The sequence below is a fragment of the Roseovarius autotrophicus genome, assembly GCF_018069895.1.
In the GTDB taxonomy this organism is placed as follows: Bacteria; Pseudomonadota; Alphaproteobacteria; order Rhodobacterales; family Rhodobacteraceae; genus Roseovarius; species Roseovarius autotrophicus.
Genome location: NZ_JAGQDH010000002.1, coordinates 147,062 through 173,367, shown reverse-complemented (window position 1 = coordinate 173,367; position 26,306 = coordinate 147,062). Strand labels below are relative to the sequence as shown.

Here is a 26,306-nt window from a genome sequence, read left to right as displayed (position 1 = left end):
GCGCGCCTCCTCTGGTCAGAAAAGAGGATAGCACGAATTGCCATGCCGTCAGCCCGCCTCGGTCCGCCCCCGCCGGTCGGCACGCAAGGCGGCGTAAAGGACATGCGTGCGCCAGCGCCCGTTGATCTGAAGATAGCTCTGCGCCACCCCCTCATACTTGAAGCCGCAACTTTCCAGAAGCCCCCGCGAGGCATGGTTCTCCGGCAGGCAGGCCGCCTCCAACCGGCTCAGATCAAGCCGCTCATAGGCGTGATGGACCACGCCCGCGATGGCCTCGCGCATATAGCCCTGCCGGGCGTGGCGCTGCCCGATCCAGTAACCAAGCGTGCCCGCCTGCGATGGTCCGCGCCGGATATTGTCGAGCGTGATCGCCCCCAGAAGTGTGCGGTCTCCGCGTCGGATGAGGAAAAGCGGCAGCGCACTGCCGCCCGCAATCGACCTCTGCGCCCACCAGACCCGGTTGGAAAACCCCTTGCGCGAGAGGTGATCGGTGGCCCAGGCGGGCTCCCAGGGCGTCAGGAAATCCGCGCTCTCGCCACGCAGCCCGCTCCAGTCGCGGAAATCAGCCATCACCGGAGGGCGCAGGGTGAGACGCTCGGTCTCGATCCTGAGCTTGCGGCGTGGCAAAAGCAGCATCAGGCAACGCGCCTCGCGTCAAGCTGCGCCAGATCGGGCGCACTCGCGACCGGCCCGTAAAGAGCCAGCGCCGAGGGCGCGCGCGCCACCGTGGTCTCGGCAACCCGGCACACATCGGCAAGCGTCACCGCGTCGATCCGCTCCACCACCTCGCTCAGTTCCGGCACCCGGCCCCAGATCTGCAACATCCGCGCCAGCCGCTCGGCACGGCTCGACGGGCTTTCCAGCCCCATCAGCAGCCCCGCCTTCATCTGCGCGCGCGCGCGCTCGACCTCCGCCGCGCTCATGTCATCGGCGGCGCGCTTCATCTCGTCGATGGTGACATGAGCAAGCTCTGCCATCTGCTCGGCCGAGGTGCCCGCATAGATCGTCATCATCCCCGTATCCGCATAGGCACCCGCCTGCGCGAAGATCGTGTAGCAAAGGCCGCGCCGCTCACGCACCTCCTGGAAAAGCCGCGAGGACATCGAGCCACCCAGCGCCGAGGCATAGATCTGCGCCGCGTGGATATCGTCATGGGCATAATCGGGCGATTCGAACGCCAGCGCGAAATGCGCCTGCTCCAGCGCCTTCTCGCGCCGTATCTCACCGCCTTCGAACCGTGCGCGCGGCGGCACGGCGGATGGTGCCGGCACCATGTCGCCGAACATCTCCTCGGCGAGCCGCACCAGAGCGCCGTGATCCACCGCGCCTGCGGCAGACAGCACCATCTGGCCGGGCCGGTAATGGCGGTCCACGAACCCCTCCAGATCGGGCCGTGCGAAGGCGCGCACCCGCTCTTCGGGGCCAAGGATCGTGCGGCCGAGCGGGTGATCGGGATAGGCGCGCTCCTGCAACCAGTCGAAGATGATATCGTCCGGCGTATCAAGCGCCTGCCCGATCTCCTGCAGGATCACACCCCGCTCCACCTCGATCTCGCGCGCGTCAAAGGCCGGGTTGCGCAGGATATCGGCCAGCACATCAACGGCAAGCGGCACATCGTCCTTGAGAATACGCGCGTAATAGGCCGTCACCTCGCGGCTGGTATAGGCGTTGATATAACCGCCCACATCCTCGATCGCCTCGGCAATCTGCAAGGCCGAGCGCCGCGCCGTGCCCTTGAACGCCATGTGTTCGAGAAAATGCGCGATGCCGTTTTGCTGCGCCTCTTCATGGCGCGCGCCCGCCAGAACCCAGATGCCGACAGCCGCCGATTGCAGCCCCGGCATGGTCTCCGATACGATGCGGAATCCGTTGGACAGGGTAGTGAGATTGACGGTCAATGGGCGATCCGTTCCTTGATCAGGGTTTCGATGGCGGCAAGGTCATTGGCGATGCGCGTCACGCGCTCCTGCCGCTCATACAGGTCCGCCATACGCTCGGGCAAGGGGGGGTGAATACCGCTCGCCTCTTCCACCGCCGCCGGGAACTTGGCCGGATGGGCGGTGGCCAGCGTGATCATCGGCACGCCCGCGCGGCGCTCGGCCTCTGCCACATGCACCCCCACGGCACTATGCGGACAGAGCAATTCACCGCTCGCGGCCCATGTCTCCCGGATCGCGGCGCGGGTCTGATCCTCGTCACAGCGCCCGCTATCGAATGTCTCGCGCAACGCCTCCAGCGCGCCCTGGCTGACGGTAAAGCCACCGGCCTTCAACGCCTCCATCTCCTGCGCCACGGCACCGCCATCCTGCCCATAGGCATAATAGAGCGCCCGCTCGAAATTCGAGGACACCTGAATATCCATCGACGGGCTGATCGACGGGGCCACGCCATCGGGGCGATACGCGCCCGTGCTTAGACAGCGGTGCAGAATATCGTTCTGATTGGTCGCCACCACCAGCCGCTCAATCGGCAGGCCCATCCGCTTGGCGATATAGCCCGCGAACACATCGCCGAAATTGCCCGTGGGCACGGTGAAACTCACCTTGCGATCCGGCGCGCCAAGGCTCACCGCAGAGGTGAAATAATACACCACCTGCGCCAGAACCCGCGCCCAGTTGATGCTGTTGACCCCGGCCAGCCGCACCCCGTCACGGAACTCGAAATCGTTGAACATATCCTTGACGCGCGCTTGGGCATCATCGAAATGCCCGTCAATCGCCAGCGCATGCACATTGCCCTCGACCGGCGTCGTCATCTGCCGCCGCTGCACCTCTGACACGCGGCCATGCGGATAGAGGATGAACACATCCACCGCATCCAAACCCCGAAACGCCTCAATCGCTGCTGATCCGGTATCGCCGCTTGTCGCGCCCACAATGCTCACCCGTTTGCCAGAGCGTTTGAGCGAAAACTCGAACATCTGCCCGATCAACTGCATGGCGAAATCCTTGAACGCCAGCGTCGGCCCGTGGAACAGCTCCAGCAGGAAATGCCCCGGTGCCAACTGCTTGAGCGGTGCCCGCGCCGCATGGCCAAACCCCGCATAGGCCCGTTCGATGATCCCGCGAAATTCAGCGTCGGTAAAGGCATCGCCAATGAACGGCCGCATCACCCGGAACGCAGCCTCCTCATAGCTCACGCCCTCCAGCGCGCGAATATCCGCATGGCTCATCTGCGGAATGCTCTCGGGCAGGTAAAGCCCGCCATCGCGCGCCAACCCCGTCAGCATCGCCTCTTCAAAACTCAAGCTGGGCGCGCGGCCCCGTGTCGAGATGTATTTCACGTCTTGCCCCTCTCTGCCTGCCGCATGCGCCAGATGAAAACCCCCGTCATCGCGGCCCAAATCGCGGCCAGCGAAAACCATGTGATCGCGTAACTCAGGTGGTCGTTGGGAATACCGCCCGTGTTGACCGGCAGGGGCGACACCCCCACTTCCGGCACCGACAGCGCCCGCGCCACCACCAGCACCGGCTCGGTCCCCAGCACGTCAGCCATTTGCGCGATGTCGCGGGCAAACCACATATTGCCCCCCACATCGTTCTCGGGCGTCGAACTCAGCCGCTCATCAGGCCAGTGCAGATTGCCGGTCACGGTGATCTCACCCGCAGGCGGGGCCGGAATATCGGCGCTCACCTTGACGAAGCCCCGATCCAACAGCACCCGCCGACCGTCCGTTTCCAGCGCGGAAATCACCCGGTATCCCGCGCCCACCTGTTTCTGGCTGACCAGCACCCGCAGGCCCGCGTCGCCAATCCGCCCCGTCACCGCGACCGGCAGATAGCGATCCCTCTCCGGCTCTACCGCCTCGGGCAGGTCCACTGGCTCCGCGCTGATATGCGCGGCAATATCGGCCAGCACACCCTCTTTCCACGCCAGCCGCTCTACTTGCCATTTGCCCAAGCCAACCAGCACCGCCACGCCGGCGATGCCAAAAATCAAGGGGATCAGAACGCCCTGTCGCATGTCCCGCCTTCAAAAGGAAAATGCGGGGAAGGAAAACCCCCCGCATCTTCATCTTGCCAAAAATACTCGCGCCGCTGGCATCGGGCCGCTGGCGCGCCCCGGTCAGCTTCCCCAGACGTAGATCGCCGCGAAGAGGAACAGCCAGACGACATCGACGAAATGCCAGTACCACGCCGCCGCCTCGAAGCCCACATGTTGCTCGGGCGTGAAATGCCCCTTGAGTGTACGCATCAGGCAGACAAACAGGAATATCGTGCCGATGATCACATGCGCGCCGTGAAAGCCCGTCGCCATGAAGAAGTTGGCCCCGTAGATATTGCCCGAGAAGCCGAAGGCCGCGTGGCTGTATTCATAGGCCTGAAATCCGGTGAAGATCACGCCAAGCGCGATGGCAAGGATCAGACCCCACTTCATGTCCTGACGGTTGTTCTCATGCACCAGCGCATGGTGCGCCCAGGTGGCGGCACAGCCTGAACACAACAGGATCAGCGTGTTGATCAGCGGCAGGTGCCAGGGATCGAAGGTCTCGATGCCTGCGGGCGGCCAGATGCCATCGACCATGGGCGAAAGATCCCCCATCGGATACATGGCGTGCTTGAAAAAGCTCCAGAACCAGGCGGCAAAGAACATCACCTCGGACATGATGAACATGATGAAGCCATAGCGCAGCCCGATCCGCACGACGGGCGTGTGATCGCCGGTCTGCCCTTCATGGACCACATCGGCCCACCAGCCGAACATCACATAAAGCACCCCCACCAGGCCGGCGAGGAACATCCACGGGCCCTTGTCATGGAACCAGAGCACCGCCCCGAAAAGCATGACGAAGCCACCCAGCGCGCCCAGCAGCGGCCAGATGGAGGGCGGCAGGATATGGTAGTCGTGGTTCTTGGTGTGTGCCATCTTTTCAGGTTCCCTCGTCGAAGGCTCAGTTCAGCTTTGTGTTGGTTTTTGCGTCCTGCGCAAGGGCCGCATGGCTCTCGGGCAGGGCGATCTCGTGGAACGTATAGGAAAGCGTGATCGTGTGGACATATTGCCCCTCGCGGTCCGTGACGATCGCGGGGTCCACATAGAACGTAACGGGCATCTGCACCCGTTCACCCGGTTGCAGCACCTGTTCGGTGAAGCAGAAGCAGTCGATCTTGGTAAAGAAACCGCCTGCCTCATAGGGCGTCACGTTGTAGCTCGCCGATCCGGCCACGGGCCGATCGGTGGGGTTGTAGGCCTCGTAGAAGGCCAGCCCCGTTTCGCCGATGCGGATTTCCATCTGGCGCGCCATGGGCTTGAACTCCCACGGCATGCCGCGCGCGCGGCTCGCGTCAAAGCGCACCTTGATGGTCTGATCGAGCACCTCATTGCTGCCCGCCTCAGCGACGCCCGTCACTCCGCCAAAGCCGGTGACCCGGCAGAACCAGTCGTAAAAGGGCACCGAGGCCCAGGCCAGCCCCCCCATGAGCACCACAACGCCCACAAGCTGGCTCAGGGTTTTCAGGTTGCGATTCATGCCCTCAGTTCCCTCCCTGCTGCGTGGTTTGTGGCAGGGTGAAATTCTCGTTAGAGACCTTGGCGATGGTCAAGCCGAAGACCAGCGCCACGAACCCCGCCAGCACGATCCCGAGGCCCAGGTTGCGCCCGAAGCGCCGCTTGTGAAGCTCATGTTCCTCGCGAAAGCTCATGCCCATGCCACCATGCCAATGCCACGCAGCGCCGCTTCGGCGAGAATCGCGGTGAAATGCGCAAAGAGATACCACAGCGACAAGCGGAACGCCCGCTTCTCCACGCGGTAGTTGTCGGCCTCTGCCATTCTCTCGTTTCGCCGCCAGATCGCCACCGCGTCGCGCAGGAACAGCGCGTTGAACACCAGCGCCACCGCCAGATAGACCGGCCCGCCGATCTGCGTGAAACCGGCACCCACCGCCATCACCGCAAGGATCACCGTATAGGCCAGGATATGCACACGCGTGGCGCGACGGCCATGGGTGACGGTCAGCATCGGCACACCCGCCTTGTCGTAATCGCCCCGCATGAACAGCGCCAGCGCCCAGAAATGCGGCGGTGTCCAAAGGAAGATGAGAGCGAACATCAGCACCGATTCGATGCTGATCGTGCCCGTGGCAGCAGCCCAGCCGATCATCGGAGGGAACGCCCCGGCAGCACCGCCGATGACGATGTTCTGCGGCGTCCAGCGTTTCAGGCCTATGGTATAGATCACCACATAGAAGAAGATCGTGAAGGCCAGCAGCCCCGCCGCCAGGGCGTTCGTGGCCAGCCACAACATGACCACCGACATGACCGCCAGCGTGATTCCAAAGGCAAACGCCTCGTCGCGCGTGACTTTTCCGGCCGGGATGGGGCGGCGTGCGGTGCGCTTCATCACGGCGTCGATGTCGGATTCCCACCACATGTTAAGTGCACCCGATGCGCCACCGCCCACGGCGATGAACAGGATCGCGGCAAGGCCCACCACCGGATGCACGGCCACGGGCGCGGCCAGAAGCCCCACCAGCGCCGTGAACACCACAAGCGTCATTACCCGCGGTTTCAGCAGGGCAAAGAAATCACCGAACCCCGCTTCGCCGGGTTGGCTGGTGCTGGCGCTGTGAAGGCTTGCGTCGCTCATGGTCTGGGTCTTTGATCCGTTTTCTCGGGGCGGGGAAAGAGCCGGGGCGCACCCGGCCCGCCTTGTCAGTCTGCCAAAGCCACCTGACGCGCGCGCGGCGTGCCGGCATACTCCTCGATGGCCCCGTCAAGCCACTCCTGATACTCGGCCTCGCTCACCACCTTGACGGTGATGGGCATATAGGCATGGGCCTGCCCGCACAGTTCCGAGCACTGGCCGAAATAGATGCCCTCTTTCTCGGCCTTGAACCAGAGTTGCGCCAGACGCCCCGGCACCCCGTCCTGCTTAACGCCGAAGGCGGGGATGGTCCAGCTGTGGATCACATCTGCGGCGGTCACGGTCATCACCACGACCTTGTTCACTGGCACGACCACGGCGGTATCGGTGGCGAGCAGGAATTCGTCGCGGCTATAGCCTGCGTCGATCAACTGCTGCTCCACCTCTGGCGTCAGACGGTTGTCGCCGCCGGTTGCCGGCGCACCGATCATGTAGCTGTCGAACTCGAAATCGTGGTCGGTATATTCATAGCCCCAATACCACTGATAGCCCGTCACCTTGATGTTGATTTCGCCCTCGGGGATCTCCTGCTGCTTGAAAAGGATCGGCAGAGAGTTGGCGCCGATGAAGACAAGGATCAGGATCGGCACGATCGTCCAGGCGATCTCGATCGGGGTATTGTGGGTGAATTTCGCCGGGTTCGGGTTGGCGCGGCGGACATATTTGACCGCCGCATAGGCCATCAGCGCCGTCACGAAGATCACGATGGCGATGATGATCACGTTGATCACCCCATCCAGCCATTGCAGATCGCGCGCAAGCTCGGTCGCCGCGGGCTGAAATCCGATGCCGCCCTGAATCGGCGCGCCGATGATTTCCTGCGCGGCGGCGGGAAGGGCTACGAGGGCGGCCAGAGCGGCCAGAAGGCTGGGAATAAGTCGCATTGTGCACCCTGATCGTTTGAACGGTTCGTGTCTTCGCGTCGGGACCGTACGGTTGCCGTGGAATCCCGTTGTCTCGGTCCCGTTTAAAACCATACTATCACACTCATCACAAGAACGCGTGTTGCGGCAAAGGGACGCTTTTTTGATCTGGATCAAATGGCGCCCAACCCAGCCCGCCCATGACCCCAAGGAGCCGTCCCATGACCGACAGCCCGTTTCGCCCTTTCGAGACGCTGATCGACCGCGCTGCGGCGCTGGCACAACTGCGCACGGCGACGCTGGGCGCGGATGATGGCGAACTCTTCTTTGAACGCCGCCGCGCCGAGGGTCTGATGTTCGATGACGGACGCCTGAAAACCGCCTCCTACGACGCCTCCGAGGGCTTTGGCCTGCGCGCCGTGCGCGGCGAGGTGACGGGATATGCCCATTCCTCCGAGGTGACAGAGGCGGCACTCAAACGCGCCGTCGAAACCGCGCGTCTTGCCGTGGGCGCCGGCGGCGGCAGCCTGGCAGCGGGGCCCGTCCCCACCAATCGTCGCCTTTATACAGATGCCGACCCGATCGCCGGGGCGGCCTTTCCCGTCAAGATCGAGACCCTGCGCGAGATCGACGCCTTCGCCCGTGCGCTCGACCCCCGCGTAGTGCAGGTCACAGCCTCGCTCGCGGCCTCGCTACAGGAGGTGGTGATCCTGCGTCCCGATGGTCAGGAACTCAGCGACACCCGCCCCATGACGCGCGTGAATGTCTCGGTCATCGTCGAGGAGAACGGCCGCCGTGAACAGGGCAGCGCCGGGGGTGGCGGGCGCATCGGGCTTGACGGGCTGATCGCCCCCGCCGACTGGCAGGCCAGGTTGCGCGAGGCGCTGCGGGTGGCCCTCGTCAATCTCACCGCCGAGGACGCGCCCGCGGGCGTGATGGACGTGGTGCTTGGCCCCGGTTGGCCCGGCATCCTGCTGCACGAGGCCATCGGCCACGGGCTCGAGGGCGATTTCAACCGCAAGGGAAGTTCGGCCTTTGCCGGGCTCATGGGGAGCCGAATCGCCGCCCCCGGCGTCACCGTCCTCGACGACGGCACGATCCCCGACCGGCGCGGCAGCCTCACCATCGACGACGAGGGCACGCCCTCGGCCCGCAATATCCTCATTGAGGACGGCATCCTTGTGGGCTTCATGCAGGACCGCCAGAACGCCCGCCTGATGGGGGTCGCACCCACCGGCAACGGGCGGCGCGAAAGCTATGCCCACGCCCCCATGCCGCGCATGACCAATACCTACATGCTGGGCGGCGATGCCACCCCCGGCGATCTGGTGGCCGAAGTGAAGGACGGCCTCTATGCCGTAGGCTTTGGCGGCGGGCAGGTGGACATCACCAACGGCAAGTTCGTGTTCTCCTGCACCGAGGCGTATCGGGTTAAGGACGGCAAGGTGGGGCGCGCGGTCAAGGGCGCCACGTTGATCGGCGACGGGGCCACCGCGCTCCAGAAGATTCGCGGCCTCGGCAATGACATGGCGCTTGATCCCGGCATGGGAAATTGCGGCAAGCAGGGGCAATGGGTGCCGGTTGGGGTGGGCCAGCCCACGGTGCTGATCGGCGGCCTCACCGTGGGCGGCTCGGCGACATAAAAGATTCGACTTTTATCAGTGGCTTGAGATTTTTCGCCGAAAAATCTCGCCTCGGCACATTGTGGTTTACCGCTCGTTAACCAGACGCGCGCTATTCCTGTGCTTGCAAGCAGGCGAGGTCACGGATGCCCAAGGTTACACATCCTTCCACTCACCCCCCACTCCCACCCACCACGGAAGATGAGCGGGTTTCGTGGCTTCGTCTCTTGCGCTCGCGCCGGGTCGGCCCGGCGACGTTTCACCGGCTTGTGTCCGAGCATGGCTCCGTGGCGGCGGCGCTCGACGCCCTGCCCGAGGTCGCCCGCGCCGCAGGCGTGACCGATTACACACCCTGCCCCGAAGGCGTGGCCATCGCCGAGTTGCGCGCCGCGCACAAGGCCGGGGCCCGGATGCTTACCTGCGCCGATGCGGCCTATCCGGCGGCGCTACACGACCTGCCAGACGCCCCCCCTCTGCTCTGGGTCATGGGAGAAATGGCCGCGCTCACCCGCCCCATGATCGCCCTCGTCGGCGCGCGCAACGCCTCTTCTCTGGGGCTGCGCATGGCCAGATCGCTGGCGGCGGAGCTGTCAGAGACGGGCTTTGCCATCGTCTCGGGCCTTGCGCGGGGGATCGACACGGCCGCACATATGGCCAGTCTTGATGCGGGCACGCTCGCCGTCATGGCAGGCGGGATCGATGTGATCTATCCGGCTGAAAATGCGCGGCTGGCGCAGGACATGCTCGCCGCCGGCCTGCGCGTCTCGGAACAGCCCGTGGGTCTTGTCCCGCAGGCGCGCCACTTTCCGACCCGCAACCGTCTCATCAGCGGACTGGCGCGCGCGGTGATCGTTGTCGAGGCGGCGGCCAGATCCGGCTCGCTCATCACCGCGCGCACCGCGCTCGATCAGGGGCGCGAGGTGCTCGCCGTGCCGGGCCACCCGCTCGACGCGCGCGCCTCGGGCTGCAACATGCTCATTCGCGACGGGGCCGCGCTGGTGCGCAACGCAGCCGACGTGATCGAGGCGCTGCCCCGGGAAGAGGCCGCCGGTCAGGCCGGGATTCCCCTGCCCGACCTCAGGACGCCATCTCGCACCCTGCGTGAGACCACCCCGCTTCACGGCGAGATCCTTGCCCGCCTCGGCCCCTCGCCGCTGGCCGAGGATCAGCTCATCCGCGATCTCGCCACACCGGCGCAAGCGGTGGCGCCGATTCTTGTCGCGCTCGAACTGGATGGACGCATAACCCGCCATCCCGGCGGGCTGGTCTCGCTCTCGGTCTGATCCGCCGGCCGTCCCACGTCACATTGACAATTCCCCTTGCCAGCCCACATGCTGCGCCGCCATAAGCGGCCCGCAAAGCCGGAAGGAGTGTCCATGCCCGTCGTCGTTGTCGAATCGCCCGCCAAAGCCAAGACGATCAACAAGTACCTGGGCGACGGTTACACGGTTCTGGCAAGCTACGGCCATGTCCGCGACCTGCCGCCCAAGGATGGCTCGGTTGATCCCGAGAACGGTTTCGACATGACCTGGGAGGTGGGCGCCGAGAGCCGCAAGCATGTCAACGCCATCGCCGCCGCGCTCAAGGACGACAACGCGCTTATCCTCGCCACCGACCCCGACCGCGAGGGCGAGGCGATCAGCTGGCATCTTGAAGAGACGCTGCGCAAACGCAAGGCGATCCGCAAGGACACCACCGTGCGCCGCGTGGTGTTCAACGCCATCACCAAATCCGCCGTCACCGAAGCGATGAAGACCCCGCGCGACATCGACGCCCCGCTCGTCGAGGCCTATCTCGCGCGCCGTGCACTCGATTATCTGGTGGGCTTCAACCTCAGCCCCGTGCTCTGGCGCAAGCTGCCCGGCGCGCGCTCGGCGGGGCGTGTGCAATCGGTCTGCCTGCGCCTCATCGTCGAGCGCGAGATGGAGATCGAGGCGTTCAGAGCCCGCGAGTACTGGTCGGTCAAGGCGCTGCTCACCACGCCGCGCGGGCAGGACTTCGAGGCGCGGCTGGTCATGCTTGCCGGAAAGAAGCTCGACAAATACGACCTCGAGAACGCGACCCAGGCAGAACTGGCCGTGCAGGCCGTGGCCTCCCGCGCGCTTGCCGTCACGGGCGTCGAGGCCAAGCCGGCCACGCGCAATCCCTCCGCGCCCTTCATGACCTCGACCCTGCAACAGGAGGCGAGCCGCAAGTTCGGCATGGGCGCCAAGCAGTGCATGTCCGCCGCGCAACGGCTCTACGAGGCCGGGCACATCACCTATATGCGCACCGACGGCATCGACATGGCCCCGGAAGCGGTGATGGCCGCGCGCGACGAAATCCGCGACCGTTTTGGCGAGGCGTATCTTCCGAAGTCGCCGCGCATGTACAAGAACAAGGCGAAAAATGCACAAGAGGCGCATGAGTGCATCCGCCCCACCGACATGACACGCGACGCAGCAAAGCTGAAGCTCACCGATACCGACCAGCGTCGCCTCTATGACCTGATCTGGAAGCGCACACTGGCCTGCCAGATGGAGGCGGCGCGGCTGGAACGCACCACCGTCGATATCGGCAGCGCCGACGGGCAGGTGGGCTTGCGCGCCACGGGGCAGGTGATGCTGTTTGACGGTTTCCTCAAGGTCTATGAGGAGGGTCGCGACGATGTGGCCGACGAGGAGGACCGCCGCCTGCCGCAGATCATGCAGGGCGACAAGGCGGATTTCGCCAGATCCTCGCTGCGTGCCGAATTTGCCAAGGCACAGGACGGCAAGGACAGCCCCGCCGCGATGCTCTCGCAAAATGAGTCAGTGCTGGGTCTCCAACATTTCACCCAGCCGCCGCCGCGCTATACCGAGGCGACACTGGTCAAGAAAATGGAGGAGCTGGGGATCGGCCGCCCCTCCACCTATGCCAGCGTTCTGGGCACGATCCAGGACCGCGAATATGTCCGCAAGGAACAGAACCGCCTTTTCCCCGAGGACAAGGGCCGCATCGTCACGGTCTTTCTGATCAATTTCTTCCGCAAATATGTGGGTTACGAGTTCACCGCCAATCTGGAAGAGGATCTCGACCGCGTGAGCGCGGGCGAAGCCGATTACAAGGAAATTCTGGCACGGTTCTGGCGCGATTTCTCCGCCGCGATTGCCGAAACCTCGGAATTGCGCATCACCGAAGTGCTCGACGTGCTAGACGCGGCCCTTGCCCCCACGCTCTACCCCCCCCGCGAGGATGGCAGCGACCCGCGCCAATGCCCGCTCTGCGGCACCGGGCAATTGCACCTGAAAACCTCGCGCTCGGGGGGGTTCGTGGGCTGTGGCAACTACCCCGAATGCCGCTATACCCGCCCCATCGGCGGCGATGCGGGTGAGAACGGCGACCGAATCCTGGGCGAGGACGACGCGGGCAACGAGATCTCGCTGCGTTCGGGGCGCTTCGGCCCTTACGTTCAGCGCGGCGACGCCACCGAGGACAATCCCAAGCCCGACCGCGCCAGCCTGCCCAAGGGCTGGACGGCCGAGACGATGACGCTCGAGAAGGCGCTGACACTCCTGAGCCTGCCGCGCGAGGTGGGCATCCATCCCGAGGGCGGCGCGATCAAGGCCAATTTCGGCCGCTTCGGCCCTTACCTCATGCACCAGTTGCCCGACGAGGCCAAACCCGTCTATGCCAATCTCAAGGATCCGGCGGACGTGTTCGAGATCGGCATGAACCGCGCGGTGGAGATCCTTGCCGAGAAGCGCGCCAATCCCGGCGGGCGCGGGCGCGCGGCGGCCAAGGCGCTGCGCGATCTGGGCGAGCATCCCGAGGGCGGCCCGGTGCAGGTCCTGGACGGGCGCTACGGACCTTATGTGAAGTGGGGCAAGGTCAACGCGACCCTGCCAAAGGAGACCACGCCCGAGGCGCTTACCATGGAGGCGGCGCTGGAGCTCATCGCGACCAAGGCGGCCAAGGGCGGCAGAAAATCGGCCGCCCCCAAGAAGGCCGCGCCGAAAAAAACGGCCGCGAAGAAGAGCGCGGCCAAGCCCGCCGCCCGCAAGAAGGCCGGCTGAGCCGCGTGGGCCGCGCGCCTTACGTAGTAATCCGTAAACCGCGTCGATGCGGGCGCGCCTCGCGTTGACTCGCGCCCTTGCCGCGCCCATACCGGGGCCGACAGGCTTCAAAGGGAGTTTTGCAATGTCCAAGGTTTACGGCTCGGCGGCAGAGGCGCTCGACGGGCTCTTGCGCGATGATATGCTGATCGCCGCAGGCGGTTTCGGCCTCTGCGGCATCCCCGAGTTGCTGCTTGCGGCGATCCGCGATGCGGGTGTGAAGAACCTTACATTCGCCAGCAACAACGCGGGCGTCGATGACTTCGGCATCGGCATCCTGCTTCAGACCCGGCAGGTCAGAAAGATGATCTCGTCCTATGTCGGCGAGAACGCGGAATTCATGCGCCAGTATCTGAGCGGCGAGCTTGAGCTTGAGTTCAACCCGCAAGGCACATTGGCCGAGCGGATGCGTGCGGGCGGCGCGGGCATCCCGGGCTTCTACACGAAGACCGGCGTGGGCACCGTCATCGCCGAGGGCAAGGAGCACAAGGAGTTCCCCACCGGCGCGGGCGGGCAGCCCGAGACCTATATCATGGAGCGCGGCATCTTTGCCGATCTCTCCATCGTCAAGGCGTGGAAGGCCGACACCACCGGCAACGCGATCTTCCGCAAGACCGCGCGCAACTTCAACCCGCCCGCCGCCATGTGCGGCAAGCTCTGCGTGATGGAGGTGGAAGAGATCGTGGAGCCGGGCACGCTCGATCCCGATCACATCCACCTTCCGGGCATCTATGTGCACCGCCTCGTTCAGGGCGCGCACGAGAAACGGATCGAACAGCGCACGGTGAGGGCAGCATAATGGCTTGGGATCGCAATCAGATGGCGGCACGCGCCGCGCAGGAGCTTGAGGACGGCACCTATGTCAACCTTGGCATCGGCATTCCGACACTGGTGTCGAACTACATCCCCGAGGGGGTGACGGTGACGCTGCAATCGGAAAACGGGATGCTCGGCATGGGGCCCTTTCCGGTCGCGGGCGAGGAAGATGCCGACCTGATCAACGCCGGCAAGCAGACCATCACCGAACTGCCCCACACCGCCTATTTCGACAGCGCCACGTCCTTCGGCATGATCCGGGGCGGCAAGATCGCCATGGCGATCCTCGGCGCGATGGAAGTGGCCGAAAACGGCGATCTGGCCAACTGGATGATCCCCGGCAAGCTGGTCAAGGGCATGGGCGGCGCGATGGATCTGGTGGCAGGCGTGGGCCGCGTGGTGGTGGTGATGGACCACACCAACAAGCATGGTGAATCGAAGGTGCTTCGCAACTGCACCCTGCCGCTGACCGGCAAGGGGGTGGTGGATCGCATCATCACCAATCTCGGCGTGCTCGATGTGGTCGAAGGGGGTCTGCGAATCGTCGAGACCGCCGAGGGCGTGACCGAGGACGAGTTGCGCGCCGCGACCGAGGCAACGATCGTCAACTGAGCCATCGTCAACTGGCGCAGGGGGCCGGGCGCGCGTCCGGCCCTATTTCATCGCCAGATCGAAAGCACAGGCATCGGTAAGCAGTTCAGGCCGTGTCTTGCACAGGTTGCGCGCCACCTCGAAGGCCGCAAGCACCTTGGGGATATAGTCGCGCGTCTCGGCATAGGGCGGCACGCCCTCGTGTTTGTGCACGGCATTTTCGCCCGCGTTGTAGCCCGCGAGCGCGAGAATCACGTCGCCGCCAAATTCCCCGATCAGCCAGTCGAGATAGGCCACGCCGCCACGGATATTCTCGGCGGGGGCAAAGATGTCGCGCACGCCGAAGCGGTCGGCGGTGGCGGGCATAAGCTGCATGATACCTTGAGCGCCCGCATGGCTTACCGCTTCGGAGCGGCCCGAGGATTCCACCGCGATGACGGAAAGCACCAGCGCAGGCGAGACCCGCGTGCCAATGGTTGCGCGCAGGATGTCCGCACCTTGTGCACGCAAAACCGCCTGCATCGCCTCAAGTCTCGGGGCCGCCACACCCGCGCCGGCGGGGGCCTTGGACAGGCGGGCCATGGCGGTGCGCATCCGTTCGGGCCCGGCCACGGCAAGCCCCGGCGAAACTTCCTCCCAGAACCAGGCGTGGCGCGACACGATTGTGCCGGGGCCTGGCTCCGGCACGGACGCAGGTCTTGTGGACGCGCGCGGCGGCGGCCAGGTCGCCTGCGGGTCGATCTGCACCAGCGGGCCGCGCCGTTCTCCGGGTTTCGGGGCCTTTTCGTGCTTGAAGGTGAACTCGGGAAAAGGCGGGGGATCGCCGGCCCGCACGGGCGTGGCGTGGGCCTGAGTCGCAGCAAGACCCAAAACCATGAAGATTCTCTTGACGGGCACCGCTCGGCCTCTGGTTCACTTACGACAGTATGCCGACAATGGCCCGTTTTGGCCAGAACTGTGTCCATACACCGCGAAAAACCGGCACGATTTTTCCACGATTATTCCCGCAAAAGCTGTTATCCGAATGAACTTTGAATTTTCTTTTGTTATTTTTCAATGGCTTGATAACTTAATGCCGGCAAATGTCGGCGCGCCGCAAATCGCTCCAAAGCCGCCCAAATCCCGCCCGAATTCGGGGGCCATATAGGGCCACACCGAGACGGCAGCGGGCCATTAAAAATGTTGGGCCTCAAACCGAAACGGATGTGACAACTGAACCACTGATCCTTTGGAGGGACCAACCATGATCAAATTCTTCAAGAACTTCTCGAAAGACGAAGACGGCGCAGTAACGGTTGACTGGGTCGTGCTGACCGCAGCTGTCGTGGGCCTCGGCATCGCAGGCGTGGCCGCCGTGAACAACGGCGTCGTGGGTCTGGCTGGGAACATCGAAACCGCCGTTGGCGGCGCGACCGTCACCGGCCCGACCTCGCTCGGCTTCGGCAACTAATTGGCCTGATCATCACCGGTCGAGGGCACGGCGCCGCCATGATCCTCGACCGGCAAGGCACGGAAAGGCCGCGGATACCTTGCGTATCTGCGGCCTTTCTCCTGGCACGACAGGCCACGCGAAAACCCCCCGGTGTCCCTCATTTGGACACAATGGCGCGGTATCGAACGCAAGACCAGATGCCGCCCGCGCGGCCGCTTTTTGCAAAGGAATGCCCCCATGCGCTTGATCTTCGGACTCGTTCTGATCGTCGGCCTCGGCCTCGCAGGCTTTGCCACCTACATGGCCAAGAACTATATCGATCAGTATCAACAGCAACTGGCCCAGGAGCGGGCGCAGCGAGGGCCTGCGCTCGAGACGGTGAACGTGATCATCGCCAAGCGCGCCCTGAAATTCGGGGAAAAGCTGACCAAGGACGATGTCGCCATGGTCCCCTATCCCAAGGCCGCGCTGCCCGAAGGTATCTTTACCACGCCCGAATCGCTTTTTCCCGAGAACGCACGCGGGCTGCGTGAGGTTCTGCGCGCAATGGATCCGATGGAGGCTATCCTGGCCAGCAAGGTCACGGCACCGGGCGAGGCGGCGGGCATTTCCTCGCGGCTCGAGGTCGGCACGCGCGCCTTCGCCATCCAGGTTGACGCAAGCAGCGGCGTCTCGGGCTTTCTGCGGCCCGGCGACATGGTGGACGTCTACTGGACCGGCAGGATCAGCAACGCGAACCTGCGCACCGAGGGCGATTCGAGCGGCGATGTCACCAAGTTGATCGAAAGCCAGCTGCCACTGATTGCCGTGGACCAGAGCGCCGATCTGGACCGGATCGAGACGCGCGTCGCCCGCACCGTCACCGTCGCTGCGACGCCGCAACAGGTGGCCGCGCTGGCACAAGCCCAGTCCACGGGGCGACTGTCGCTGTCGCTGGTCGGGGTGACGGACACCACCGTCGCCGAAGTGATCGAGGTCGACCAGACCCGCCTTCTGGGCATTCAGGTGCGCAACGCGATCGCCCCCGAACAAGAGGCAGAGCGGTGCGTGATCCGCTCGAGGCGCGGCGCCGAGGTCGTTATCACCGAAATCCCCTGCACCAACTGAGCCGCACGACCATGTCGAAAACGACCCCGCAGACGGGTCAGGAGGTCGCCCCCCAGGGCGGCCTCTGTGGCCTTTTGGCCCCGCCCGAACCGGATTCCACATGAAAAAGACGCCGAAACGTATTGATTCCTTGCAAGATTCAGTAAAATCGCGCATGGTTCACACAATTCGGACGAAAGATCCGACCAATGAGGCGTGATCGGAGAGGCAGGTCACATGAGCATGAAGAATGTATTCCACGCGGCTGTCGTCGCTTGTCTGGCATCCGCGGCGACCGTGCCCGCTGCCGCACAAGACCAGACCGTGCGCGTTCTGCGCAACGGTGCCGCAAGCAATCTGAGCGTGTCGATGAACCGCGCCATCGTGGTCGAAAGCGACGTTCCCTTCGCCGAACTGAGCATCGCGAACCCGGCCATCGCCGATTTCTCGACGCTCTCGGACCGCACGATCTATGTGCTGGGCAAGACACCGGGGCGCACCACGCTGACGCTCTTTGATGGCGCGGGCAAGCTCATCACCAATATCGATGTTCATGTGAACACCGATGTGGCCGAGTTCAAGGAACGGCTGCGCCAGATCCTGCCCGGCGAGAACATCGAAGTGCGCACCGCCAATGACGGAATCGTGCTCTCGGGCACCGTGTCGAGCCCGGCGCGGTTGCAGCGCGCGCTCGATCTGGCGGAACGTTACGCGCCAGAGCGCGTGTCGAACCTCATGTCGGTCTCGGGCAAGCAACAGGTCATGCTCAAGGTCCGCTTTGCCGAGATGCAGCGCAGCGTGTCCAAGGCGCTTTCCACATCGCTGTCGCTCGGGGCGCTATCGAACAGAAATGGCAGCAATGTCAACCAGTTCGGCCTGGCCGGCGCAGGACTTGGACCGGGCCAGATCGGCACGGGGCGCGGCCCCGTCACGCTTGGCCCCGGGTCTATCGGCGGCGAAACGGCCGCCGGAACCGCCTTTATCGGGTTCGATATCGGTGCGACCGAAATCGGCATCCTGCTCGAAGCCCTTGAAACCAAAGGCGTCGTGCGCACCCTGGCCGAGCCGAACCTGACCGCGCTTTCGGGGCAGGAGGCATCGTTCCTCGCGGGCGGCGAATTCCCGATCCCGGTGGCGCAGGACCGCGACACGCTCACCGTCGATTTCAAGAAGTTCGGCGTCGAACTGAAATTCATCCCGAGAGTCGTCGATGACGGCATCATCAATCTCGAGCTTGCCGCCGCCGTATCCTCGGTTGATCCGTCCAACTCGATAACGAGCAGCGGCCTGACTCTGCCCGGCTTCCGGCGGCGCGACACATCGACCACGGTGGCAATGCGCGACGGCGAAAGTTTTGCGATTGCCGGTCTCTTGCAGGACGATTTCACCGACAACAACGCGCAGGTGCCCTGGCTTGGCGATCTTCCGGTGCTCGGCGCGCTCTTTCGCAGCGCCGATTTCCAGCGCAACCAGAGCGAACTGGTTATCATCGTCTCGGCGCATCTCGTCTCGCCCACGCGCGGCGATGCACTGGCGCTGCCCACCGATCGCGTGCGCCTGCCCACCGAAGCGGATCTGTTCCTCAGGGGCCGCGTGATCAAGGACGCCCCCAGGCGCGGCGCGGCGGGCGAGGTCGCACGACAGGATTTCACCGGCCCTTACGGCTATGTGATGGAATGAGCGGGGTAAGCCAATGAAACACTATCTCGCAATCACCGGCCTTGTCACCGCGATGGCCTGCACCGCCCCGGACGATGATGTCTACCGCTCTTATTTCGGCGAGGCGGGCAGCCTGGTGGACGGTGGCAGCTTCGGTCACGCCTCGATGCAGAATCATCTCGCGATGACCGGCCAGGCGGACCATGTGATCGATCTTGCCAACCGCTTTGCAAGCGAGGTTCCCAGCACGGTCAACTTTGCCTTCGATTCGGCGGCGCTCGACGAGGAAGCACGCAACGCGCTGCGCGAACAGGCGCGCTGGATCAAGCAGTTCCCCGAGGTGCGTTTCCGCGTCTACGGCCATACCGATGCAGTCGGTCCGGACGCCTACAACAAGGCCCTCGGCATGCGCCGGGCACAGGCCGTGGTGGGGTTCCTCGTGAGCCAGGGCATCAGCCGCTCACGGCTTGAGGCGGTGGCCTCGTTCGGCGCGACCCAGCCGCTTGTCGTCACGCAAGGCCGCGAACGCCGCAACCGGCGCACCGTGACCGAGGTCACGGGGTTCGTTCAGTCGCATCCCGACATCATGGACGGCAAGTATGCCGCTGTGGTCTATCGCGAATTCGTCAACAGCGCCCGCCCGGCCACCACTGTGCGACTGACAGGCGCTGTCACCGAGCTTGACAACTGACAAGGCCCGCCAGTGAGCGAACCGAAAACCCGCCGGCAACGGCGGGTTTTGTTTTTGCCATTCAAATAATGACGATCTTTTGGCCCAAATGTCGCCAAGTTTGTCGGACAGTTTGCAAAGATAACAAGGGTTCGCCCACTCATCGCGGCTGATCCTGCAGAGAAGAATGGCATGACGAGTAGCACTATGACACACCCCGCCCCAAGCCCGATCCGTGCCTGCACAATCAGTCGGGACGTTCAGAATTTCGACCTGCTCATCGAGGACATGGAAGCCGCGATGAACGACACGTGGGGCGATCTCGGCTTTGTTGAGGCGCTGGCATTTCTGGGGCAACCCGAGGCGGACGCCCTTGAATTCGTGGCTCTTGCGATGGACGCGGATGACGAGACGGATCTGCCGCTCCTGAGCGAGATCATCGCCTTTGCAAAACAGAAGGGTATCAAGTGCATTCTCATCGCCGAGGATGTCAGCCCCGCCTCGCTGCATCACCTCTTGCGCAGCGGGGCCGACGAATTTGTCCCCTATCCGCTGCCCGAGGGCGAACTGGAAGCGGCAATCGCACGGCTCAAGACCCCACCGCCCGAGCCGCTGCGCGTCGTCGAGCCGGTCGCGAAACCGGCCGAAGCCCTGCCAAAAACCGGGGCGGGGGTGGTTCTGGCGGTGCAGGGCATCGCCGGCGGAAGCGGGGCGACAACCCTTGCCACGAACCTTGCCTGGGAATTGGCCACCCTTGAAAAGACCAATCCGCCTCAGGTCTGCCTGCTGGATCTCAGCCTGCAATTCGGCTCGGTCGCGACATTTCTGGACCTGCCGCGCCGCGACGTCGTGTTCGAACTGTGGTCCGATTCCGAGCGGCTTGACGACGATGCGTTGCGCCAGGCCTTCGTCACCTTCGGGGATCGCCTGCGCGTCCTGACCGCGCCCACGGACATTCTGCCGCTCGACTTCATCGGCTCCGAGGATGTCAAGCGCGTGATCGAACTTGCGCGCAAGCATTTTGATTATGTGGTCATCGACATGCCCACGACCCTTGTGCAATGGACCGAAGCGGTTCTCAACGCCTGTCAGATCTATTTCGCCACGCTGGAACTGGACATGCGCTCGGCGCAGAACTGCCTGCGGCTCAAGCGAGCGCTGCAATCCGAGGAACTGCCTGTCGAAAAGCTCCGCTTCTGCCTCAATCGTGCCCCGAAATTCACCGACCTCACCGGCAAGGGTCGGGTGCGGCGCATGTGCGAGGGGCTAGATATCTCTCTGGACATCCAGCTTCCCGATGGCGGGCGCGCGGTGGCCCAGAGCGCGGATCACGGCCTGCCGCTTGCCATGAGTGCGGCCAAGAACCCGCTGCGCCGCGAAATCGCCAAGCTGGCGAAATCGCTCCACGATCTGGGCCGCGACGAAGTCGAAGCCGCCTGAGGAAGGACTGACCGCGATGTTTTCCCGCTACAAGAAACCCGGAGCAGCCAAGAGCCCCGCAGCCGCGCCAGCCGCGTCCCAGGCGGCGCAGGAACCTGCGCCTGCGGCGACCGTGACCAGCCTGCGCAAGCCGGCCCCCAATGCCCCGGCCAGCGCCCAACCGGTTGACAAGGAACGTCGGCGCAAGGAGCGGCTTGGTGAGATCAAGATCGAACTGCATCGCGCGCTTCTGGACAATCTCAACCTTGCCGCGCTCGATACCGCCGCCGAGGCCGACCTGCGCGCCGAGATCAACACCATTGCGGGCGAACAGCTTCAGGAAAAGGGCATCGTCCTCAATCGTGAGGACCGCGCGCAACTCACGCAGGAACTTTATGACGAGGTCAAGGGCCTGGGTCCGTTGGAGACCCTGCTCAAGGATGACACGATCAGCGATATTCTCGTCAACGGCCCCCACCAGATATTCATCGAGCGCAACGGCAAGCTTGTGGTCAGCGATGTGACGTTCAAGGACGAAAAGCACCTGCTACGCATCATCGACAAGATCGTGAGCGCCGTGGGCCGCCGCGTGGACGAATCGAACCCCTATGTGGACGCACGCCTTGCCGATGGGTCGCGCTTCAACGCTATGGTGCCGCCGATCGCGGTGGATGGCAGCCTCGTGTCGATCCGCAAATTCAAGAAGGACAAGCTGGGCATCGACGATCTGGTGCGATTTGGCGCCTTTTCCGAGGAAATGGCCGCCTATCTTCAGGCGGCGGTGGCCACGCGCCTCAACATCGTCGTGTCGGGCGGGACGGGCTCCGGCAAGACGACGACACTCAACGCATTGTCAAGCTTCATCGACAATGCGGAGCGCATTCTCACCATCGAGGACACGGCCGAATTGCAGCTTCAGCAGATCCATGTGGGCCGCATGGAAACCCGCCCGCCCAACGTCGAGGGCAAGGGCGAGGTGACGGCGCGGGACTGCATCAAGAACGCGCTGCGCATGCGCCCTGACCGCATCATCGTCGGCGAGACGCGCGGCGAAGAGGTGATCGACATGCTTCAGGCCATGAATACGGGCCATGACGGCTCGATGACCACGATCCATGCCAACAACGCCCGCGACGCTATCAGCCGTCTCGAGAACATGGTCGCCATGGCCGGGATCGAGATGCCGCTCAAGGCCGTGCGCAACCAGATCGCCAGCGCCGTCAACCTGATCGTGCAGGCCAGCCGCCTTCAGGACGGCTCGCGCCGGATGACCTCGATCACCGAGATCACCGGCATGGAGGGCGAGGTGATCTCGATGCAGGAAGTATTCCGCTTCCAGCGCGCGGGCCTGACCTCGGACAACAAGATCATCGGCCATTTCACCGCCACCGGCGTGCGCTCGAACTTCTCCGAACGCTTCCGGCTCTGGGGCTTCGATTTGCCGCCATCGATCTACGAACCCGTTGCCGCGGAGTGATGTCATGAGTCTCAGCGCCGAACCGATCATCTACGGCCTCATCTTCATCGGGGTTCTGGTGCTGGTGGAGGGGCTTTACCTTACCGTCTTCGGCCGCTCGATCCGCCTCGACAGCCGCGTCAACCGACGGCTCGAAATGCTGGACAAGACCGGCAACCGCGAAGAGGTGATGGATAAGCTGCGCAAGGAGATGGAGCAGCACCTGAAGGCGCGCCGCGTGCCGCTTTATGCGATCCTGTCGCAGAAAGCGCAGAAGGCCGCTATCGCGTTCACCCCAAAGCAGATTGTGCTGATCATGATTGCCACCGGCATTCTTGCCTTTCTCGGGCTCAGCATCGGCACCGAGACGCAGCTGCCCGTGCGGATCCTGGTCTCGGCTGCGATGGGGGTCGGCGGCGTTTACGTCTGGATCAGCATGAAGGCCTCCAAACGCATGGCGCTGATGGAAGAGCAGTTGCCCGACGCGATCGAGTTGATGGTGCGCTCACTCCGGGTGGGCCATCCGTTCTCGTCGGCCATCGGCATCGTCGCCACAGAGGTCGCCGATCCGCTTGCCACCGAGTTCGGCGTCATATCCGACGAGGCGACCTATGGCCGTGACATCGGCGAGGCGCTCAAGGACATGGCCGAGCGGCTGGACATGCAGGATTTGCGCTTTCTCGCGGTCGCCGTCGCAATCCAGCAACAGGCGGGCGGCAATCTCGCAGAGATCCTCGACGGCCTGGCCAAGGTGATCCGGGCGCGCTTTCGCCTGTTCCGCCGTGTCAAGGCGATCACCGCCGAAGCGAAATGGTCGGGCAACTTCCTGTCGGGCTTTCCGCTTTTCGCGCTCATGGGGATCCAGCTGCTGAAACCGGACTACTACGACGAGGCGATGGAAACCCCGTATTTCATCCCTGCGGCCATCATTGTCGGGGTGTTTCTCGTGCTCAACCTGGTGGTGATGCGCGCTCTTGTGAACATCAAGGTTTAAGGACCCGCCATGCCCCTCGCCGCGACGATCCAGACCTTTCTGACCAACACGCTCGGCCCGTTCGGCCCTCTGCTTGCCATCGGCGGGCTTGGGCTTGTGATGGTGCTCGGGACAGTCACGCTGATGTTCGTGCACAAGCCGGACCCGCTCGACCGTCTCAAGCAGGGCGCGAGCGGCGGCCGCGGTGCCGCCGCCGGAACAGTCGGCAAGAAGACCAGCTCTCTGCGCGCCGGAAGCAAGAACAAGAGGCTCGACAAATACGCGAGCTTTCTTGAACCGCAGGACAAGAAACAGCTCAGCGAGATCCGCCTGAAGCTGATGCAGGCGGGCTATCGCCATCGTGATGCGGTTCGCTACTTTCACGCCGCGCAGATGGGGCTTGCGCTTGGCATGCTTGCGCTTGGGCTTCTATATTTCCTGCTTTTCAAGGCCGGACAGGAGACCTCGATCAACGAAACCCTGCTCTATATCCTCGCGCCCGGCATCGTCGGCTACATGACGCCGAAATACTGGGTCACCAAGCGTCAGCAGACCCGGCAGCAGGAAATTCAGGACGGCTTTCCGGACAGTCTCGACATGATGCTGGTCTGCATCGAGGCGGGTCAGTCGCTTGATCAGGCGATCATCCGTGTCGCAAAGGAAATCCACGCCTCCTATCCCGCGCTGGCCGAGGAGTATGAAATCGTTGCGTTGCAGGTCAAGGCCGGCCGCGACAAGGCCTCGGTTCTCAACGAGATGGGCGAGCGTTGCGGCGTGCAGGACATTTCCAGCTTTGTGACCGTTCTCATCCAGTCACAGACCTTCGGCACGTCCATCGGCGAGGCGCTGCGGGTCTATGCCGGCGAGATGCGTGACAAACGTGTCATGCGCGCAGAGGAAAAGGCCAACAAGCTGCCGACCAAGATGACACTGGCCACGATGATGCTTACAGTGCCGCCGTTGTTGATCATTCTGGTCGGACCCTCGGTTCTGGGAATCATGGAGCTGATGGCCATGTCAAAATAGGTGACGGAGCGCCATGGCAGCACGATGGGCGGGGCTTTTATCGGGCATTCTGTTGCTTGCGGGCTGTTTCGGAGCACCGCCGCCTCAGGGCCCATACGCGCCCGGCCCGGTGCCTGGCGCCGAGGCGGTCGACCCGCTTATGGTCGGGCATCGCCTGATGGATGCGGGCGAATATGAACTCGCACAACGTGCCTATTCCCGCGCTGCGGCGCAACAGGGCTTGACCGGCGATGTGCTTGCCGGTTTGGGCAGCGCCAATCTCGCCCTAGGCCGTCTTGGCACCGCCGAGAAACTCCTGCGCCGCGCAATCGAGACCGAGGATGCCACGCCTGAGTTCTGGAATAATCTCGGCGTGGTGCTGATGGAAAAGGGCGAATACCTCGAAGCCGAACAGATGCTGCGCCGCGCCTATGCGCTCGACAATGGCGAAAGCGACGCGATTCGCGACAATCTTCGTTTGGCACTCGCAAAATCGGAAATTTCCGTCTATGATGACGCTGTCGAAGACGTGAACCAACAATACAAAGTGGTGCGGCGCGGCGGGGGCGAGTACCTGCTTCGCACGATACCCTGAAGAGGCAGAGACAGTAAAAGGACGCAGGCATGCGCCACCCCATCCTTGTGACCCTGTGCGTGACGGGCGCACTTGCGCTTGGCGCCTGTGCGCAATCATCCGGTGAAAAGGTCGATCGTGCGTTGCGCGATATCAACGTGGTTGACGAAACCGGCCTGAACGACGTCATGCTCAGCGCCGCCGATCCCGCCGAGGCCGTGGCCTATTTCCAGCGCGCCACCGCCGCCGCCCCTGACCGGATCGATCTGATGCGCGGGCTGGGCCAATCGCTCGTCCGCGCCAAGCGCCCGACCGAGGCCGCCGCCGCCTGGACGCACGTGACCGAACACTCCGACGCCACCAACGAGGACCGCGTGTCGCTGGCCGATGCCTTGATCCGCAACAATGACTGGACTCGCGCCAGCGAAGTTCTCAACACCATCCCCCCCACCCACGAGACCTATCGCCGCTACCGGCTCGAGGCGATGGTCGCGGACAGCAAGCAGGACTGGAAGCGCGCCGACAGCTTTTACGAGATCGCCGCGGGCCTGACCACCAAACCCGGGAGTGTGCTCAACAACTGGGGCTTTTCCAAGCTGACGCGCGGCGACCATGCCGGGGCCGAGCGCCTCTTTGCCGAGGCCGTGCGCCACGATCCCGCGCTTTTCACCGCCAAGAACAACCTCGTTCTGGCGCGCGGCGCACAGCGCAACTATGCCCTGCCCGTCCTGCCCGTCAGTCAGGAAGAGCGCGCGCAACTACTTTACACCATGGCGCTTTCGGCGGTGAAACAGGGCGACGTGGCCATCGGCAAGGGCCTGCTGCAAGAGGCGGTCGAGACCCATCCTCAGCATTTCGAGGAAGCCGCCCGCAACCTGCGCGCGCTTGAAGCGAATTCCGGCTGAGCCGAGATGAATTTCGAGTTGTCCGCGCAGGCCGCGCTTTGGTTTCTGCCTTTCGTGCTGCCCGTCTGCCTCTGGGTGGCGTGGAGCGATCTGCGCGCGATGAAGATTCCCAACAAGGCCGTTCTTGCCCTTGTCGGCATCTATCTGGTGATTGGCCCCATCGTCCTGCCCCTGCCCGATTACGGCTGGCGGCTCACCCATCTGGCGGTGCTGCTGGCGGCGGGGATCGTGGCCAATGCCGCCGGCATGATGGGCGCGGGCGACGCCAAGTTCATCGCCGCCGCCGGGCCGTTTGTCGCATTCGGCGACGCGACTGCGCTGGCGCTCATTTTCGCGGTGGTGCTGCTCGCGAGTTTCGCCACCCACCGGATTGCGCGCGCCACGCCCCTGCGCAATCTTGCCCCCGGCTGGACAAGCTGGGAGGCGGGGCGCAAGTTTCCGATGGGGCTCGCTCTTGGCCCGACGCTGGCGCTCTATCTTGCGCTGGCAAGCCTGCATGGCGCCTGATCTGCCGCGAAGCTG

General features: G+C 64.1%; 27 protein-coding genes. 17 read left to right on the top strand and 10 right to left on the bottom strand.

Annotated elements, in window-relative coordinates; genetic code table 11:
- Positions 1-48: 48 nt before the first annotated feature.
- The 9 genes from KAK09_RS03905 to coxB all read right to left on the bottom strand — a co-directional run bounded on the left by KAK09_RS03905 (position 49) and on the right by coxB (position 7,524).
- Complete coding sequence (locus KAK09_RS03905) at positions 49-636, bottom strand: GNAT family N-acetyltransferase (protein WP_210877542.1); 588 nt, start codon at positions 634-636, stop codon at positions 49-51.
- Entirely contained in the window at positions 636-1,898 is a 1,263-nt protein-coding gene (locus tag KAK09_RS03900) for a M16 family metallopeptidase (RefSeq protein ID WP_210877541.1), read from the bottom strand. The genes KAK09_RS03905 and KAK09_RS03900 overlap by 1 nt, the downstream gene beginning before the upstream one ends.
- Positions 1,895-3,283, bottom strand: coding sequence for a threonine synthase (gene thrC / locus KAK09_RS03895; protein WP_210877540.1), 1,389 nt, complete (start codon positions 3,281-3,283; stop codon positions 1,895-1,897). The genes KAK09_RS03900 and thrC overlap by 4 nt, the downstream gene beginning before the upstream one ends.
- Positions 3,280-3,963, bottom strand: a complete 684-nt coding sequence (locus tag KAK09_RS03890; RefSeq protein WP_210877539.1) for an SURF1 family protein — start codon at positions 3,961-3,963, stop codon at positions 3,280-3,282. Before KAK09_RS03890 ends, thrC begins: the two co-directional genes overlap by 4 nt.
- 102 nt (positions 3,964-4,065) lie before the next feature.
- Positions 4,066-4,866: a cytochrome c oxidase subunit 3 gene (locus KAK09_RS03885; RefSeq protein ID WP_210877538.1), complete on the bottom strand. Its 801-nt coding sequence runs from the start codon at positions 4,864-4,866 to the stop codon at positions 4,066-4,068.
- 25 nt (positions 4,867-4,891) lie between these two features.
- Positions 4,892-5,467 carry a cytochrome c oxidase assembly protein gene (locus KAK09_RS03880; RefSeq protein WP_210877537.1) on the bottom strand — a complete coding sequence of 192 codons (576 nt, stop codon included), beginning with the start codon at positions 5,465-5,467 and terminating at the stop codon, positions 4,892-4,894.
- A gap of 4 nt (positions 5,468-5,471) precedes the next feature.
- Complete coding sequence (locus KAK09_RS03875) at positions 5,472-5,639, bottom strand: hypothetical protein (protein WP_210877536.1); 168 nt, start codon at positions 5,637-5,639, stop codon at positions 5,472-5,474.
- Positions 5,636-6,583 carry a heme o synthase gene (cyoE, locus tag KAK09_RS03870; protein ID WP_210877535.1) on the bottom strand — a complete coding sequence of 316 codons (948 nt, stop codon included), beginning with the start codon at positions 6,581-6,583 and terminating at the stop codon, positions 5,636-5,638. Before cyoE ends, KAK09_RS03875 begins: the two co-directional genes overlap by 4 nt.
- Positions 6,584-6,648: 65 nt before the next feature.
- Positions 6,649-7,524, bottom strand: a complete 876-nt coding sequence (coxB, locus tag KAK09_RS03865) for a cytochrome c oxidase subunit II (protein ID WP_210877534.1) — start codon at positions 7,522-7,524, stop codon at positions 6,649-6,651.
- A 200-nt stretch (positions 7,525-7,724) separates the two neighbouring features.
- Here coxB and tldD point away from each other — a divergent pair, with 200 nt between their 5' ends.
- From tldD to KAK09_RS03840, 5 genes are all read left to right on the top strand, one after another.
- Positions 7,725-9,146 (top strand): metalloprotease TldD, encoded by a 1,422-nt coding sequence (gene tldD, locus KAK09_RS03860; RefSeq protein WP_210877533.1) that lies wholly within the window; start codon positions 7,725-7,727, stop codon positions 9,144-9,146.
- Between the two features lie 125 nt (positions 9,147-9,271).
- Positions 9,272-10,408 carry a DNA-processing protein DprA gene (dprA, locus tag KAK09_RS03855; protein ID WP_210877532.1) on the top strand — a complete coding sequence of 379 codons (1,137 nt, stop codon included), beginning with the start codon at positions 9,272-9,274 and terminating at the stop codon, positions 10,406-10,408.
- 93 nt (positions 10,409-10,501) lie between these two features.
- Positions 10,502-13,159, top strand: a complete 2,658-nt coding sequence (gene topA / locus KAK09_RS03850; protein WP_210877531.1) for a type I DNA topoisomerase — start codon at positions 10,502-10,504, stop codon at positions 13,157-13,159.
- 124 nt (positions 13,160-13,283) lie between these two features.
- Positions 13,284-13,997 carry a CoA transferase subunit A gene (locus tag KAK09_RS03845; protein WP_210877530.1) on the top strand — a complete coding sequence of 238 codons (714 nt, stop codon included), beginning with the start codon at positions 13,284-13,286 and terminating at the stop codon, positions 13,995-13,997.
- Entirely contained in the window at positions 13,997-14,626 is a 630-nt protein-coding gene (locus tag KAK09_RS03840; RefSeq protein WP_210877529.1) for a 3-oxoacid CoA-transferase subunit B, read from the top strand. Before KAK09_RS03845 ends, KAK09_RS03840 begins: the two co-directional genes overlap by 1 nt.
- A 42-nt stretch (positions 14,627-14,668) precedes the next feature.
- On the opposite strand, the gene KAK09_RS03835 is transcribed toward KAK09_RS03840, so the two are convergent.
- A complete protein-coding gene (locus KAK09_RS03835; RefSeq protein ID WP_210877528.1) occupies positions 14,669-15,481 on the bottom strand; it encodes a lytic transglycosylase domain-containing protein in 813 nt (270 codons plus the stop codon).
- On the opposite strand from KAK09_RS03835, the gene KAK09_RS03830 reads away from it, so the two are divergent.
- From KAK09_RS03830 to KAK09_RS03775, 12 genes are all read left to right on the top strand, one after another.
- Positions 15,480-15,752, top strand: a complete 273-nt coding sequence (locus tag KAK09_RS03830) for a hypothetical protein (RefSeq protein ID WP_210877527.1) — start codon at positions 15,480-15,482, stop codon at positions 15,750-15,752. The genes KAK09_RS03835 and KAK09_RS03830 overlap by 2 nt on opposite strands.
- Positions 15,753-15,848: 96 nt before the next feature.
- On the top strand, positions 15,849-16,055 hold the full coding sequence (locus KAK09_RS03825; protein ID WP_210877526.1) for a Flp family type IVb pilin: 207 nt from the start codon (positions 15,849-15,851) through the stop codon (positions 16,053-16,055).
- A gap of 219 nt (positions 16,056-16,274) precedes the next feature.
- On the top strand, positions 16,275-17,144 hold the full coding sequence (cpaB, locus tag KAK09_RS03820) for a Flp pilus assembly protein CpaB (protein WP_210877525.1): 870 nt from the start codon (positions 16,275-16,277) through the stop codon (positions 17,142-17,144).
- Positions 17,145-17,360: 216 nt separating this feature from the next.
- Positions 17,361-18,803 (top strand): type II and III secretion system protein family protein, encoded by a 1,443-nt coding sequence (locus tag KAK09_RS03815; RefSeq protein ID WP_418895511.1) that lies wholly within the window; start codon positions 17,361-17,363, stop codon positions 18,801-18,803.
- A 13-nt stretch (positions 18,804-18,816) separates the two neighbouring features.
- On the top strand, positions 18,817-19,473 hold the full coding sequence (locus KAK09_RS03810; RefSeq protein ID WP_210877524.1) for an OmpA family protein: 657 nt from the start codon (positions 18,817-18,819) through the stop codon (positions 19,471-19,473).
- Between the two features lie 171 nt (positions 19,474-19,644).
- Positions 19,645-20,892: a CpaE/TadZ family protein gene (locus KAK09_RS03805; RefSeq protein WP_210877523.1), complete on the top strand. Its 1,248-nt coding sequence runs from the start codon at positions 19,645-19,647 to the stop codon at positions 20,890-20,892.
- 16 nt (positions 20,893-20,908) lie between these two features.
- On the top strand, positions 20,909-22,348 hold the full coding sequence (locus tag KAK09_RS03800; RefSeq protein WP_210877522.1) for a CpaF family protein: 1,440 nt from the start codon (positions 20,909-20,911) through the stop codon (positions 22,346-22,348).
- 4 nt (positions 22,349-22,352) lie between these two features.
- Positions 22,353-23,321: a type II secretion system F family protein gene (locus KAK09_RS03795; protein ID WP_210877521.1), complete on the top strand. Its 969-nt coding sequence runs from the start codon at positions 22,353-22,355 to the stop codon at positions 23,319-23,321.
- 9 nt (positions 23,322-23,330) lie between these two features.
- A complete protein-coding gene (locus KAK09_RS03790; RefSeq protein WP_210877520.1) occupies positions 23,331-24,326 on the top strand; it encodes a type II secretion system F family protein in 996 nt (331 codons plus the stop codon).
- A gap of 13 nt (positions 24,327-24,339) precedes the next feature.
- Complete coding sequence (locus KAK09_RS03785) at positions 24,340-24,900, top strand: tetratricopeptide repeat protein (protein ID WP_210877519.1); 561 nt, start codon at positions 24,340-24,342, stop codon at positions 24,898-24,900.
- A gap of 29 nt (positions 24,901-24,929) precedes the next feature.
- On the top strand, positions 24,930-25,784 hold the full coding sequence (locus KAK09_RS03780; RefSeq protein ID WP_210877518.1) for a tetratricopeptide repeat protein: 855 nt from the start codon (positions 24,930-24,932) through the stop codon (positions 25,782-25,784).
- 6 nt (positions 25,785-25,790) lie between these two features.
- Entirely contained in the window at positions 25,791-26,291 is a 501-nt protein-coding gene (locus KAK09_RS03775) for an A24 family peptidase (RefSeq protein WP_210877517.1), read from the top strand.
- Positions 26,292-26,306 lie beyond the last annotated feature (15 nt).

What these genes read in the sequence shown, in the direction of transcription:
- KAK09_RS03905 (WP_210877542.1), bottom strand. Translation starts at nt 636, where the DNA reads ATGCTGCTTTTGCCACGCCGCAAGCTCAGGATCGAGACCGAGCGTCTC.
- KAK09_RS03890 (WP_210877539.1), bottom strand. Translation starts at nt 3,963, where the DNA reads ATGCGACAGGGCGTTCTGATCCCCTTGATTTTTGGCATCGCCGGCGTG.
- KAK09_RS03885 (WP_210877538.1), bottom strand. Translation starts at nt 4,866, where the DNA reads ATGGCACACACCAAGAACCACGACTACCATATCCTGCCGCCCTCCATC.
- KAK09_RS03880 (WP_210877537.1), bottom strand. Translation starts at nt 5,467, where the DNA reads ATGAATCGCAACCTGAAAACCCTGAGCCAGCTTGTGGGCGTTGTGGTG.
- KAK09_RS03875 (WP_210877536.1), bottom strand. Translation starts at nt 5,639, where the DNA reads ATGAGCTTTCGCGAGGAACATGAGCTTCACAAGCGGCGCTTCGGGCGC.
- cyoE (WP_210877535.1), bottom strand. Translation starts at nt 6,583, where the DNA reads ATGAGCGACGCAAGCCTTCACAGCGCCAGCACCAGCCAACCCGGCGAA.
- coxB (WP_210877534.1), bottom strand. Translation starts at nt 7,524, where the DNA reads ATGCGACTTATTCCCAGCCTTCTGGCCGCTCTGGCCGCCCTCGTAGCC.
- tldD (WP_210877533.1), top strand. Translation starts at nt 7,725, where the DNA reads ATGACCGACAGCCCGTTTCGCCCTTTCGAGACGCTGATCGACCGCGCT.
- dprA (WP_210877532.1), top strand. Translation starts at nt 9,272, where the DNA reads ATGCCCAAGGTTACACATCCTTCCACTCACCCCCCACTCCCACCCACC.
- topA (WP_210877531.1), top strand. Translation starts at nt 10,502, where the DNA reads ATGCCCGTCGTCGTTGTCGAATCGCCCGCCAAAGCCAAGACGATCAAC.
- KAK09_RS03845 (WP_210877530.1), top strand. Translation starts at nt 13,284, where the DNA reads ATGTCCAAGGTTTACGGCTCGGCGGCAGAGGCGCTCGACGGGCTCTTG.
- KAK09_RS03840 (WP_210877529.1), top strand. Translation starts at nt 13,997, where the DNA reads ATGGCTTGGGATCGCAATCAGATGGCGGCACGCGCCGCGCAGGAGCTT.
- KAK09_RS03830 (WP_210877527.1), top strand. Translation starts at nt 15,480, where the DNA reads ATGAAGATTCTCTTGACGGGCACCGCTCGGCCTCTGGTTCACTTACGA.
- KAK09_RS03835 (WP_210877528.1), bottom strand. Translation starts at nt 15,481, where the DNA reads ATGGTTTTGGGTCTTGCTGCGACTCAGGCCCACGCCACGCCCGTGCGG.
- KAK09_RS03825 (WP_210877526.1), top strand. Translation starts at nt 15,849, where the DNA reads ATGATCAAATTCTTCAAGAACTTCTCGAAAGACGAAGACGGCGCAGTA.
- cpaB (WP_210877525.1), top strand. Translation starts at nt 16,275, where the DNA reads ATGCGCTTGATCTTCGGACTCGTTCTGATCGTCGGCCTCGGCCTCGCA.
- KAK09_RS03815 (WP_418895511.1), top strand. Translation starts at nt 17,361, where the DNA reads ATGAGCATGAAGAATGTATTCCACGCGGCTGTCGTCGCTTGTCTGGCA.
- KAK09_RS03810 (WP_210877524.1), top strand. Translation starts at nt 18,817, where the DNA reads ATGAAACACTATCTCGCAATCACCGGCCTTGTCACCGCGATGGCCTGC.
- KAK09_RS03805 (WP_210877523.1), top strand. Translation starts at nt 19,645, where the DNA reads ATGACGAGTAGCACTATGACACACCCCGCCCCAAGCCCGATCCGTGCC.
- KAK09_RS03800 (WP_210877522.1), top strand. Translation starts at nt 20,909, where the DNA reads ATGTTTTCCCGCTACAAGAAACCCGGAGCAGCCAAGAGCCCCGCAGCC.
- KAK09_RS03795 (WP_210877521.1), top strand. Translation starts at nt 22,353, where the DNA reads ATGAGTCTCAGCGCCGAACCGATCATCTACGGCCTCATCTTCATCGGG.
- KAK09_RS03790 (WP_210877520.1), top strand. Translation starts at nt 23,331, where the DNA reads ATGCCCCTCGCCGCGACGATCCAGACCTTTCTGACCAACACGCTCGGC.
- KAK09_RS03785 (WP_210877519.1), top strand. Translation starts at nt 24,340, where the DNA reads ATGGCAGCACGATGGGCGGGGCTTTTATCGGGCATTCTGTTGCTTGCG.
- KAK09_RS03780 (WP_210877518.1), top strand. Translation starts at nt 24,930, where the DNA reads ATGCGCCACCCCATCCTTGTGACCCTGTGCGTGACGGGCGCACTTGCG.
- KAK09_RS03775 (WP_210877517.1), top strand. Translation starts at nt 25,791, where the DNA reads ATGAATTTCGAGTTGTCCGCGCAGGCCGCGCTTTGGTTTCTGCCTTTC.